Source organism: Aliiroseovarius sp. F47248L (assembly GCF_023016085.1).
In the GTDB taxonomy this organism is placed as follows: Bacteria; Pseudomonadota; Alphaproteobacteria; order Rhodobacterales; family Rhodobacteraceae; genus Aliiroseovarius.
In genome coordinates this window covers 2,677,961-2,690,943 of sequence record NZ_JALKBF010000001.1, presented here as the reverse complement: position 1 = coordinate 2,690,943, position 12,983 = coordinate 2,677,961, and the positions used below count along the sequence as shown (strand labels likewise).

The 12,983-nt window shown below is 56.2% G+C and carries 10 protein-coding genes and 2 tRNA genes; 7 read left to right on the top strand and 5 right to left on the bottom strand.

Annotated elements, in window-relative coordinates; translation table 11 throughout:
- Positions 1–10: 10 nt before the first annotated feature.
- Positions 11–84 (bottom strand) — tRNA-Gly (locus MWU51_RS13295).
- A 300-nt stretch (positions 85–384) separates the two neighbouring features.
- On the opposite strand from MWU51_RS13295, the gene MWU51_RS13290 reads away from it, so the two are divergent.
- From MWU51_RS13290 to MWU51_RS13275, 4 genes are all read left to right on the top strand, one after another.
- Positions 385–1,080 carry a response regulator transcription factor gene (locus MWU51_RS13290; RefSeq protein ID WP_247037833.1) on the top strand — a complete coding sequence of 232 codons (696 nt, stop codon included), beginning with the start codon at positions 385–387 and terminating at the stop codon, positions 1,078–1,080.
- The gene (locus MWU51_RS13285) at positions 1,081–2,289 is read left to right on the top strand and encodes an FIST N-terminal domain-containing protein (RefSeq protein WP_247037831.1); all 1,209 of its coding nucleotides are present in this window, start codon (positions 1,081–1,083) and stop codon (positions 2,287–2,289) included.
- A complete protein-coding gene (locus MWU51_RS13280) occupies positions 2,282–4,507 on the top strand; it encodes a PAS-domain containing protein (protein ID WP_247037829.1) in 2,226 nt (741 codons plus the stop codon). The genes MWU51_RS13285 and MWU51_RS13280 overlap by 8 nt, the downstream gene beginning before the upstream one ends.
- A gap of 105 nt (positions 4,508–4,612) precedes the next feature.
- On the top strand, positions 4,613–6,136 hold the full coding sequence (locus tag MWU51_RS13275) for an aldehyde dehydrogenase family protein (protein WP_247037827.1): 1,524 nt from the start codon (positions 4,613–4,615) through the stop codon (positions 6,134–6,136).
- Between the two features lie 65 nt (positions 6,137–6,201).
- On the opposite strand, the gene MWU51_RS13270 is transcribed toward MWU51_RS13275, so the two are convergent.
- Together MWU51_RS13270 and MWU51_RS13265 are read right to left on the bottom strand one after the other, a co-directional pair.
- The gene (locus tag MWU51_RS13270) at positions 6,202–7,032 is read right to left on the bottom strand and encodes an alpha/beta hydrolase (RefSeq protein ID WP_247037825.1); all 831 of its coding nucleotides are present in this window, start codon (positions 7,030–7,032) and stop codon (positions 6,202–6,204) included.
- A gap of 3 nt (positions 7,033–7,035) precedes the next feature.
- Positions 7,036–8,658, bottom strand: a complete 1,623-nt coding sequence (locus MWU51_RS13265; protein WP_247037823.1) for an alpha/beta fold hydrolase — start codon at positions 8,656–8,658, stop codon at positions 7,036–7,038.
- Positions 8,659–8,923: 265 nt separating this feature from the next.
- On the opposite strand from MWU51_RS13265, the gene MWU51_RS13260 reads away from it, so the two are divergent.
- On the top strand, positions 8,924–9,208 hold the full coding sequence (locus MWU51_RS13260) for a hypothetical protein (RefSeq protein ID WP_247037820.1): 285 nt from the start codon (positions 8,924–8,926) through the stop codon (positions 9,206–9,208).
- 48 nt (positions 9,209–9,256) lie between these two features.
- Here MWU51_RS13260 and MWU51_RS13255 read toward each other — a convergent pair.
- Positions 9,257–9,343 (bottom strand) — tRNA-Leu (locus MWU51_RS13255).
- Positions 9,344–9,483: 140 nt separating this feature from the next.
- On the opposite strand from MWU51_RS13255, the gene MWU51_RS13250 reads away from it, so the two are divergent.
- Entirely contained in the window at positions 9,484–10,470 is a 987-nt protein-coding gene (locus tag MWU51_RS13250) for a complex I NDUFA9 subunit family protein (protein ID WP_247037818.1), read from the top strand.
- Between the two features lie 48 nt (positions 10,471–10,518).
- Here MWU51_RS13250 and MWU51_RS13245 read toward each other — a convergent pair whose 3' ends face one another.
- Entirely contained in the window at positions 10,519–11,322 is an 804-nt protein-coding gene (locus MWU51_RS13245; RefSeq protein WP_247037816.1) for an undecaprenyl-diphosphate phosphatase, read from the bottom strand.
- 221 nt (positions 11,323–11,543) lie between these two features.
- On the opposite strand from MWU51_RS13245, the gene MWU51_RS13240 reads away from it, so the two are divergent.
- Entirely contained in the window at positions 11,544–12,977 is a 1,434-nt protein-coding gene (locus tag MWU51_RS13240; protein ID WP_247037814.1) for an NAD(P)-dependent oxidoreductase, read from the top strand.
- Positions 12,978–12,983: the final 6 nt, after the last annotated feature.

Sequence of the window (12,983 nt, the reverse complement as noted above, 5' to 3'; positions counted from 1 at the left end):
GGAAAATTTCTGGAGCGGGCGGCGGGAATCGAACCCGCGTCATTAGCTTGGAAGGCTAAGGTCTTACCACTACACAACGCCCGCCCAGTAGAAAGACGACATATGTCATGCGTTTTAGGGCGTCAAGCCTGTGCGACGCCTGTTTTGCCAAATGGGGCTGCCGTGTTCGACCTTCAAGCTGCCGCGTCAAGTGGCCGAAGCCAACTAAATCCGGAAATCATGAAATCCAGGCACGCGTCCGGTCATCGGGCGCGTGTTTTCCGTTCACGTAAGGAGTTTCACAGTGCAAAGTGAGAACGGATGGTCCTACGTCTTTGGTCGCAAGGCAGGGGCAAATAAACTGTGATAGCATGAGAAGATGCACCTGAAGGAGGAACCGTTTTCATGGCGCCCGCTCAACCAATACATCGCCCCGCGCTGAAAGAGGTTCTTGTCGTCGATGATCACCCCCTGTTTTGCGAGGCGCTTTCGATGACCTTACGCAGCGCATTGTCGGTGCCAGAAGTGATCATGGCCAACAACCTGACCGAGGCGTTTGGTCTTATGAAAGGGCGGGACGCCCCGGACATCGTGTTGCTGGACCTGAACTTGCCGGACGTCGATGGTCTGGACGGGCTGGTGCGTCTGAAATCGGCCATCCCGGACACACCGGTCATTGTCGTATCGTCCCTGTCAGACAGCGCAATTATCACAAGTGTTCTGGGTGCAGGTGCTTCGGGCTTTATTCCGAAGGATTCCGACAAGGGAATGATCACAGAGGCATTTCGGCAGATCCGTGATGGTGGCATCTACACACCCGCCGACTACATCGAGCCTGTCGATAACGGTGGCACAGACACAAATGATGCGTCTGCACGGCTAGCATCCCTGACGCCGCAACAGGCCTGCATTCTGCGCCTGATCTGTGAAGGCAAGTTGAACAAGCAGATTGCCTATGACCTGTCGATTGCCGAAACCACGGTTAAGGCGCACATGACGGCCATTCTGCGCAAGTTGGGTGTGCACAGCCGGACGCAGGCGGTTCTGGTCGCGCAAAAAGCCAAGTTCGACACAATTGCGAATTCGGATAAGGTGGTCTGATTGAAAGACCACGATGGGGGGCGGGCGACCGTGACAGCACCGCATCAGACACAATCTGCATTGCCGGATTTTGGCCGCCTGGTGCAAAGGGCTTCTTCCGACAAAACCGACAGCCTTGCCGCCGTGCAGGATCTGCGCGCGCAGTTGGGCGGTGCCACCTTCGCCCTTGTCGCAGTGTTCTTGTCGCCTGAGTTCCTGAACGAAGCCACAGCCGATGCTCTGAACTCGGTCTTCGAGGGGGTGAAGGTCATCGGATGTACGACAGCAGGCGAGATCACACCCGACGGCATTTCTGAGCATCAGATCGTCGCTGTCGGGTTCCCGGCCGCAAACTTCTGTGCCTCGGTGCAGTTTTTCGATCATACGGACGAGGGCGCTGAAAGCGCGGTGCCGTTGCGTGTTTTGGATCAGTTAAGTGATGTGGCGCGGCAGGCACCGGATTGGATCAGCGAGTTTGCATTTCTGTTGAATGACGGGTTGGCGCGCAACGAAGACAGGGTTGTGTCTTTGATCAACCCGGCGCTGGGCACGGTGCAACTGTTCGGCGGGTCTGCCGGGGACGGGCTGAATTTCACCGAAACCGCGATCTTCCACGACGGGAAATTTCACCAGCGGGCGTCGATCCTGACGTTGTTTCGCACGCGCTGCCGGATAAAGGTGTTTCATTTCGATCACTTCCTGCCCACCGACACGCGGATGGTTGTTACAGGTGCCGACCCGGAAGCGCGGTTGGTGCGCGAGATCAATGCCGAACCCGCCGCGGCGGAATACGCGCGTATGGTGGGCAAGGATCCTGAGCAATTGTCCCCGTTCGTCTTTGCTGCCAGCCCCGTGATGGTGCAGGTCGGTGGGCGTTATCATGTGCGATCGATTCAGAAAGTTGAAGATACGGGCGAGTTGCGGTTCTTCAGTGCCATTGATGAAGGGCTTGTGCTGACTGTAGCCGTTGCCGATGACATCGTTTCCCATCTGGAGCGCGAAATGGCGAAGCTGTCCGAGCACGGGAAGCCAGATGCGATCATTGCCTGCGAATGTATTCTAAGACGGTTAGAGATTGATCAGATTCAAGCCAAGGGCAGAATTTCGTCGATCCTGTCTGACAATAATGTCATTGGATTTCACACCTATGGCGAACAAATCAACATGCTCCACGTGAACCAGACTTTCACCGGTGTGGCGATTTATTCTGCGGATCAACCAGATGACTAGCAGTATGGCCCCCGTTCCACTTCTGCGGCCCGACGACGGGGCCGAGCGTAAGTTGGAGAAGCTCCAACGCATCGTTGATGTACTGATGAAGCGGGTCGAAGCTGGCGGAGATGAAAGTTTTGATAGCTACGCCTATTTCCAGACGGCGGTCGAGTTTGAAGAACAGGTCAAGGCGCGTACACAGGACCTGGAAGTCGCGCTAGCTCAGCTGAATCAGTCCAAGGCGCACCTTGCTGATGCGAAAGTCGAAGCCGAAAAAGCGCGTGCCGATTTGGCAGGAGCGCTTGAGGCGGTGAAGGAAGGGTTTGCGCTGTTTGATGCTGCGGGCCGATTGATCCTGTCAAACCAACGGTTCGCCCGCATGTTCCCCGATGTCGTGTCAGATATCGCTCCGGGACTGTCCTTGGACAGTTATTTTGAGAAAGTGTCGAACAGCTCGGCGCTTGTGCTTGAACAAGATGTCACCCCGTGGATCTGGCGCAGGGACAGGGCGACCAAGCTGAACCAAAAACACGCGGATTTTGTTGTCGAGATTCAAGGCGACCGCTGGGTGCAGATCAGCCAGCAACGCACCCCAAATGACGGCACCGCCATCCTTCAGACCGAGGTGACGGACATGGTCCGTCAGGCGCGGCAGGAGCGCGATAAGCTCTTGGACGATCAGGCCAAGATCGTGCGGGCAACGTTGGACCATATCAATCAGGGTGTTTGCATCTTTGATGAAGAAGATCGGCTGGCCGGGTGGAATACCCGCTTTCTTGATCTGATGAGCCCGCCGATTGAGCTGATGCGGGCAGGAACAAGTTTTGAAAGGTTCGTGTCTCACTTCTCCGACACCCAAGGCTTTGCGATGCACAAAGCGCCAAAGCTGTTGGTACAGTGGGTGCAGAAGCGCCGCACACGCGATCCGCTAAAGGTCGAACTTCACCGCGCGGATGGCTTGATTCTGGACGTGTTCAGTGACATGACCCCCGACAACGGATTCGTGATCAGCTTCACCGATGTGACGGACGAACGCGCCACGACCGCCGCTTTACATGAAATGAACGAAACGCTGGAGTTGCGCGTTCAAGAACGCACAACCGAGATGCAGAAAGCGCGTGATGCTGCCGAACGCGCGAACACATCGAAGTCGCGGTTCCTTGCAGCAGCCAGCCACGACCTGTTACAGCCGTTGAATGCCGCCAAACTGTTCATCTCGTCGCTGGAGGAAGCCGAATTGAACCAGAAGCAATCCCAGATTGCAGGCCGGGTGAAAAGCGCCTTTGACAGTGTCGAAACCATTCTGGGTGCGCTTTTGGACATCTCCAAGCTGGATGCTGGCACGCAGGCAAATATCTCGGTCTTTGCACTCAGCCGGTTGCTGGTGCCGCTGCGCGACGAATTTCAGGCGCTGGCTAGGGCAAAGGGGGTTCAGTTCCACGTCGTTGATTGTGGGCTGGATGTCGAAAGCGACCCAGCCTTTCTGCGACGGATCATCCAGAATCTGGCGGCGAATGCCGTGTCCTATACGGACAGGGGTAAGGTTCTGGTTGGGGTGCGTCGACGCGGTTCGGATGCACTGATCGAAGTGATTGACACCGGGCAGGGGATACCCGACGACCAGCGTGATCGCGTGTTTCATGAGTTTCACCGGATCAAACGCCCGGATGAAACAGCGCCGGGCATGGGGCTTGGGCTGGCCATTGTGCGACGGGCCTGCGATTTGCTCGGGCATGATCTGACGTTGCAAAGTGTTGAAGAGGTCGGCACCCGTTTTACCGTCCGGGTTCCGTTTCATGTGGCGAAAGGCTCGGTTGAACCTGTGGCACCGATGGATCCAAGCGTTGATCCGATTGATTTGACCGATATGATCCCCTTGGTCATCGAAAACGAAGCAGCGGTGCGACTTGGAATGATGACCCTTCTGGACAGTTGGGGCGCCAGCCCAATCGAGGCTGAAAATCTGGAGCAAGCCGATGGGATCATTCAGGAGATCGGTGTCGTCCCGGATGTCATCCTGGCCGATTATCATCTGGAAAACGGATATACAGGTATGCACGCGATCCGCACCTTACGCGCTGCTTATGGCCCAATTCCTGCCGCTTTGATCACCGCCAACCGGTCGGAACACCTGGTGATCAAAACCGCCGAGGAAGACGTGAAGTTGTTTTACAAACCGCTGCAACCAAAAATGTTGCGCGAGTATCTGGCGCGATTGAAGGCTCCCTCCGGCTAGTTCGGTCAGCGGCGTATTAGCCTAAAGTCGCACAGACACATGCCCTCTGACCCGTCAGATTATGACGTAGCCCGATGGAGGTTTCGGGAATCAAGGAGGACCATCATGAATGACATGACTCATACCGAGGCGGGCACCTATGTGTCGCCTTTTGCTGACCGCTATGACAACTTTATCAACGGGAAGTTCACGCCGCCGGTTAACGGGCGATATTTCGACAACGTGACCCCGATCACGGGCGAAAAGATTTGCGAATGTGCGCGCTCTGATGCTGCCGACGTTGAACTGGCACTAGACGCCGCACATGCTGCCAAGGGGGCGTGGGGTGCGACTTCGGCTGCCGAGCGGTCGACCCTGATCTTGAAAATGGCCGACGCGATCGAAGCCAATCTGGAACGTCTGGCGCAGGCTGAGACATGGGACAACGGCAAGCCAATCCGTGAAACGATGGCGGCTGATATTCCGCTGGCGGTGGACCACTTCCGCTATTTCGCAGGTGTCCTGCGCAGCCAGGAAGGCAATATGTCCGAAATTGACGCGGACACCGTCGCCTATCACTTCCACGAACCGCTGGGCGTTGTCGGCCAGATCATTCCGTGGAACTTCTCGATCCTGATGGCAGCTTGGAAACTCGCACCAGCTTTGGCGGCGGGCAATTGCATCGTGCTGAAACCTGCCGAACAGACCCCGGCGGCGATCATGATCCTTGCCGAGATCATGAACGAGTTTCTGCCAGCTGGTGTTCTGAACATCGTCAATGGCTTCGGTGCCGAGGTCGGCGACGCGCTGGCCCGCAGCAACCGGATCGCCAAGATTGCCTTCACTGGCTCGACGGCAACTGGTCGTAAGATCATGGAGGCCGCGACGGTCAACCTGATTCCCGTGACATTGGAATTGGGCGGCAAGTCCCCCAACATCTTCTTCTCGGACATTATGGCCCAAGATGACGCGTTTCTTGACAAGGCGGTCGAAGGCTTCGTGCTGTTTGCCTTCAACCAAGGCGAGGTTTGCACCTGCCCGTCACGTGCGCTGATTCAGGAAGACATTTATGACGAGTTCATCGCCCGCTGCATCAAGCGTGTCGAGGCGATCAAGCATGGCGATCCGCGCAATCCGGAAACCATGGTTGGCGCGCAAGCCTCGACCGAGCAACAGGAAAAGATCTTGTCTTACCTGACCATCGGCCGCGAAGAAGGCGCAGAAGTGCTGACCGGTGGCGATGCGGCCCGGTTCAATGGTGAACTTGCCGGTGGCAACTACATCCAGCCGACGATCCTGAAGGGTCACAACAAGATGCGCGTCTTCCAGGAGGAAATCTTTGGCCCGGTCGTGTCCGTGACCACGTTTAAGGATGAAGAGGAGGCCTTGGCGATCGCTAATGACACCATGTATGGCCTTGGTGCCGGTGTCTGGTCGCGCGATGCCAACCGTTGCTATCGCTTTGGCCGTGCCATCGAGGCGGGTCGTGTCTGGGTGAATAACTATCACGCCTATCCGGCACATGCGGCGTTTGGAGGCTACAAGCAGTCGGGTATCGGGCGCGAAAATCACAAGATGATGCTGGGTCATTATCAGCAGACCAAGAACATCCTGATGAGCTACAACCCCAACAAGTTGGGTTTCTTCTAGGAGACAACAGTCTCTGAGCAAAAACACCCTCTCTGCCTTGTTCAAAGGCGGGGAGGTTTTTTGTTTCAGCCGTCCAGAAATGCTCCGATGGTCACGCCCACATCCTTGCGCTGGGTGTACATCAGCAAGTGGCCTGCAGGATAAACCTCAAGCCGGGCGTTTTGCATCATGTTGGCCAGTAGGATCTGATTGGTGATCGGGATCAGACCATCATACTTACCCGCGATGATCAGGGCCTTTTGCGGCAGCTGACGCAACCACGGTAAGCTGGTCCAGTTGCACATGGCACGCACTTGGGTGAAGTACCCTTCCGGGCTGGGCGCAATGGCGTGTTTTGAGTATTCGCGGAAATCGTCTGGCGCAAAAATTGCTTCACCGCCATACATCAGCGGTCCGATGAAGTTGCCGTAGGTTTTGCTGATGTAGCGCATCGGGAACATGATTTCAGACAGGGCAATCGGGGTGCCCCACCAACTGCCGATCCCGCCCGCTGATGTGATGGCCAGTACCAGCTTGCCCACGCGGCTGGATGCGTCACGCGCCAGATGCTGGGCGACCGCACCACCCCAGGAAATGCCCAGCACGTCGACATTTTCGATTTTCAGCTTGTCCAGCAGGCGCAGGGTAAATTCGGCGTAGTCCGCGACTGTCGCGATATCCTCAAGCATCGGGGTGCGCCCGATGCCGGGCATGTCGAAGGCCACAATGGTGCGGTCTTTCAACTCGTCGATCAGCGGCAAAAGCACTTCCAGCGATTGTCCCAGCCCGTTGAAGATCAAAAGGGGCGGCGTATCGGTTGCACCGTCGCGCTGAAGGTAGCGGACCGAGGTATCGTCAACGGTGACGGTGCTGAATGTGATGTCAGGATGCGTGTTGGTGGCGTTTAAGTCTTTCATGCGTCACGCACCCTCAAGCACATAGGTGCCCGGGGCGGGGTCCATCGGGGCATAAGTCTTATTGCCAAGCGTCTTGGGTTTGGCACCCCGTTCTGCCGGGTTTTGCGCGTCCAGCCACTCAAGCCAGTGCGGCCACCAGCTGCCATCGGTTTGTTTTGCGCTTTCCTGCCAGTTCTCGGCATTGCCCGTCGTTTTACCACCGGCCCAGAATTGCCGACGGCTTTTGGCGGGATGGTTTATCACGGTGCCGGATACGTGGCCGCCAGTGGTCAACACGAACTCGGTCGGGCCCGAGACCAGTTTGGTCGCGGTGTAGGATGTTTTCCAGGGCACGATATGGTCACCATCGGCAGCAAGGAAATAACAGGGCAAGTCGATGTTGCCCGTATCGACCGGGGTGCCACACAGGGTTAGCGCACCGGGGTCTTTCAGCTTGTTCGCCATATACATTTCTTCAACGAAGTAGCTGTACCATTTCGCAGGCAGGTTCGAGGTGTCGGCGTTCCAATACAGCACGTCAAACGGCGCAGGGGATTTGCCCATCAGGTAGTTCGACACCACGAAGTTCCAGATGGATTCGTTGACATGCAGCATTGCCATCGCGTTGGCGATATCGCGGCCCGGAGCAACTTTTTCAGCCTTCAGGCGTTGGTTGTAGATTTCGACCTGTGGTTCGTCGATGAACACCTTGATTTGGCCGGGGTCGGAAAAATCGATCAGTGATGATAGGAACGTCGCGGTGCCGAGTTTGGATTTAATCGCCTTGGGCATCACGGCAAGGGCTGCGGTCAACATTGTGCCGCCGTTGCACCAGCCCAGAATGTCAATTGACTTGGACTTGCTGACAGAAGAAGTGACCTTTACCGCCTCGAAAATACCGTCTGCGATGTAATCGTCCCAGCTGTGATCTCCCATCTCTGGCCCCGGATTGCGCCAAGCGATGGTGTAAACGCTCTGCCCTTGTTCCAGCAGATAGCGGATCATCGACTTCTTTTCGTTCAGATCAAAGATATAGAACTTGTTGACGCAGGGCGGTACGATCAGGATCGGTGCTTTGCGTGTTTTGGCGGTCTTCGGTTCGTATTGGATCAACTCGATCAACTCGTTGCGGTAAATCACCGCACCCGGTGTCGTCGCAAGGTTCTTACCAACCTCGAACGCCTCTTCGTCGGTGGTCGAGATATAGCCCTTCTCAAGGTCTGTCAGCAGGTTTTGATACCCATCAAACAGGCTTTGTCCCCCGGTTTCTTTTGCCAACTTCTGGGCTTCGGGATTGGTCAGAAGGAAGTTGGACGGTGCCAAGTTGTCGGCGGCAATGCGAGCGTAGAAGCTTAACTTCTCTTGCTCGTGATCGGGTAGTCCTGCCTTGTCGGCCATGTCCACCATCGCCTTGGAAGTCAGCTCGTATGAATGGCGCAGGATCGGGAATATCCCTTCGTTCCACGCCTCTCCGCCAAATCGCCGATCGCGCGTTTCTGCAACGGCCGCTTCGCCATGCAGCGCCGTGCCCATCCACAGTTTTGCCATGTCATTTTGGTATCTGAGCATGGTGTTGGCCCAGTCTGCAAAGGCAGAACCGTCCGTTTTGCTCATCGCCTCGAACAGTTTGAAGAGATCCTTGGACATAGCCTCTGCCTTTCCGTTTGCACCGTTATCGCGGGCGACCTTGTCAGGGAATTGCTTCACGAATTTTGCAAAGCGCGCTCGTTCGTGAAGGTTTTTATCAGCGATGTTGCAAAGAAAGAAGGTATCTCATATCGCCGGACGGCAGAATACTTGTGGTGGGAAATCGTTTTGGAACCATTTGCGGGTGTGATGCAATACCGGGCCGACTGTGCTTCAATTCAGATTCAAAGCCCTAATGACATTTCATTTCCGCACCGGAGACCTGATGATGACGATCCTGAAAATTAACCGATGGCCTTGGTTTCTTGTCTTTTTGCTTGCAGGCGGCACGGTTACGGTCTTTGCCTTCGTGTCGATAAACCTGTTCTCGCAGTCGATGGCCAGCGTTGAATTCCTTCGCAAATTTGGTCGTGAGGCGATTCTGCACGGTGTGTTCTGGCAATGGCTTGAACTGGTGGTCTGGGGATTACTTTCGCTGTCGTGCTGGTTTCTTTTCAAAATCTGTGAGCACGAACTGGTAGACCGCTACACTGCTTGGACGACGAAATAGTCGATCGCCATCCAAGGCACCGAGTATCACAAGAATGATCATGAGAAATGGTGCCCAGAAGAGGACTCGAACCTCCACGTCCATACGGACACTAGCACCTGAAGCTAGCGCGTCTACCAATTCCGCCATCTGGGCACGGTTGGTGAAGCCGCGATGTAAAGTGCGTCGCCGATACTGTCAACCGGAATCGCGGGGATTTCGCGGATTCGGTTTGCGCCTTGCTCTGGGCGTCTTGGAAAGCTATGCAATCGTCAAGGTTTTCAAGGAGAGCTACCATGTCCAAGCTTGTCACCATCTATGGCGGTTCGGGCTTTGTTGGGCGCTATATTGCGCGCCGCATGGCCAAACAGGGGTGGCGCGTGCGCGTTGCCGTGCGTCGGCCAAACGAAGCCCTGTTCGTCAAACCCTATGGCGCGGTCGGGCAGGTTGAACCGATTCTGTGCAACATCCGCGATGACGCTTCTGTGCGGGACGCGATGATGGGTGCGGATGCGGTGGTCAACTGCGTGGGTGTGCTGAACTCAATCGGAAAAAACAACTTTGACGCAGTGCATCACGAGGGCGCAGAGCGTGTGGCGCGGATCGCGGCAGAGCAAGGCGTTTCGCGCTTGGTGCAATTGTCCGCGATCGGAGCGGACGCAAGCAGCGACAGCGAATATGCGCAAACGAAAGCGCAAGGCGAGGCGGGCGTGCAAGATGCATTCCCCGGCGCGGTGATCCTGCGCCCCTCGGTCATTTTTGGGCAAGAGGATGAATTCTTCAATCGGTTTGCCGGCATGACGCGGTTCGGTCCGATCCTGCCCATCACTGGCGGCGAGACAAAGTTCCAGCCCGTGTTTGTTGATGATGTTGCCGCCGCTGCCGAAAAGGCCGTGTTGGGTCAGGTCGAGCCGGGCATTTACGAATTGGGCGGCCCGGATGTGGCGACCCTGCGTGAGTTGATTGGCGAGATGCTGGAACAGGTTCAGCGCCGCCGCGCTGTCATCAATCTTCCGTTTGGCGTTGCCAAGCTGCAAGCGGCTGTTTTTGACTTCATCCAGTGGATTTCTGGTGGCTTGATCAAGTCACCCCTGACCCGTGATCAGGTGCGGTCGCTGGCACATGACAATGTGGTTGCCGACGACGCCAAGGGGTTTGCCGAGCTAGGCATCACCCCGATCGCAATGGAGGCTATTATTCCCGACTACCTCTGGCGGTTCCGCCATAGTGGGCAGTATGCAGAGATCCAGAATTCGGCGAAGAACCTTCGCACAGACGGCTGATCGTAACCTACACAAGATCAAGAAGGCGCGGCATTTACCGCGCCTTTTTCATTGATAAGCGATGAACAGCAACACGGCTCCAAGCGCGATACGATAAACTACATAGGGCGTGAAGCTGACGGATCTGAGCAGGCGCATCATCAAGCTCAGCGCCAGAAGCGCCGAGGCAAACGCCAGCACCGCCGCGATGGCTCCGTCCTTGGCGACCTGCATGTTTGCTGTAGCGACCACCTCGGACCCCAACAGAACACCGGATGCAAAGATCGTCGGGATCGACATCAACATCGACAGTTTTGCGGCGTCATGGCGCGCATATCCCAGTGCGCGCGCACCCGAGATGGTGGCGCCAGACCGCGACGTTCCGGGAATCAACGCCAACGCTTGCCAAAGCCCCATGATAACCGCGTCCCGCAGCGTCCAATCATCGGCGTTCTTTTCAGACGCGCCTTTCTGATCGACCCAATAGAGTACTAGCCCAAACAGGATCATCGTCCACGCAATGACTTTGACCGATCGCATGGCATCATTTAGGCCAGTCAGCTTCAGGATTAGTCCAATTACAATGGCCGGGATCGTTGCGATGGCCAGCAAAAACGCCAACCGTGCACCGGGCGTATCAATGCGCCCCGTCAGCATCCGCGGTACGCCTGCCAGCCCCATCCGCACATCTTGCCAGAAGAACAGAACCACCGCTCCCAACGTGCCCACATGCACAGCGACATCAATGGTTTGTCCTTGATCTGGCAGGCTGGTGAGGTGCGGGATAAGGGCAAGGTGCCCAGACGAGGAAACCGGCAGAAATTCGGTGATTCCCTGTATCACGGCGACAAGAAACAAATGGGCGAGGGTCATGCAGGAGCCTTATGAAATATGTTGTCGCGCAAGCTAAACAAGCCATCTAGAAAAGGAAGGGGGATAAAAGGTAAATAATACTGACGTAAAAATAGGGTGTATTTTGCAGAATTGCGGAAAAATCTTCTTGAGAATGGTATATAGGTCAGCAATGCTGTCTTTTAATGAGTCTGGGTCTTCATTAAAAGCGCAGGACCGAGCCAAATTGACGGAGAGCCAGGATGGCCAAGCAGCCTATGTTGAAATTTGTGACTGTCGGACGGGATATGCCCGAAAAGCGAGCGGCGGACGCACGCAAAGAAGACTTCCACGAAATCTATGCTGAGTTTGCTTCCCAGAAAGCTGCCGAGCAAGCCAGCCGGTGCAGTCAGTGCGGTGTGCCGTATTGCCAGACCCATTGTCCGCTGCACAACAACATTCCCGATTGGCTGCGAATGACGGCAGAAGGTCGGCTTAAGGAAGCCTACGAGCTGAGCCAGTCGACGAACACATTTCCAGAGATCTGTGGCCGCATCTGTCCGCAGGACCGTCTGTGCGAAGGCAATTGCGTGATTGAACAATCCGGTCATGGCACCGTCACCATTGGCGCGGTCGAGAAGTATATTACCGACACAGCATGGGACAACGGTTGGGTTGAGCCGATCACACCCGTCACCAAGCGCGATGAAAGCGTTGCGATCATCGGCGCAGGTCCGGGCGGTCTGGCCGCGGCGGATGTTCTGGTGCGCGCAGGCGTGAACGTAACCGTCTATGATCGTCATGACCGAGCAGGCGGGTTGATGACCTATGGTATTCCCGGATTCAAACTTGAAAAAGATGTGGTTTTGCGCCGCGTGAAGCTTTTGGAAGATGCGGGCGTCGAGTTTGTTCTGAACTGCAATGTCGGAAAGGACATTAGCTTTCAGGACATTCGCGCGATCCATGACGCTGTGTTGCTGGCAACCGGCGTATACAAGGGCCGCGATCTGTCTGGGCCGGGGGCTGGCGCCAAGGGTATCGTACCGGCGCTGGACTATCTGACCTGCTCGAACAAGCTAAGCTTTGGCGATGCTGTTCCCGCCTTCGACAGCGGAGAGCTGAATGCCGAAGGCAAGAATGTCGTGGTGATCGGCGGTGGTGACACCGCGATGGACTGCGTGCGCACCGCTGTTCGGCAGGGTGCGAAGTCGGTGAAATGCTTGTATCGTCGTGACCGCGCGAACATGCCAGGATCACAGCGCGAAACGCAGAATGCCGAAGAAGAAGGCGTGGAATTCGTCTGGCTGTCGGCCCCGAAAGGGTTCTCTGGCGATCCCGTCTCTGGCGTGATCGTGCAGAAAATGCGCCTTGGCGCACCTGACGTAACCGGTCGTCGCAGCCCCGAGGTGATCGAGGGATCGGAATACACCGAGGACGCCGATCTGGTGATCAAAGCGCTGGGTTTTGAACCTGAAGACCTGCCGGCCTTGTGGGGTGAGCAGGATCTGACAGTCACCCGCTGGGGCACCGTAAAGGCCGCGTTCGAGACACATCAGACCGAGCTGGAGGGCGTTTGGGCCGTGGGCGACATCGTGCGAGGTGCCTCGCTGGTGGTTTGGGCCATTCGCGACGGGCGCGAAGCCGGGGCAAATATTCTTGCCACGCTGAACGCATCCCAAGCGCTTGCTGCCGAATAACGAATT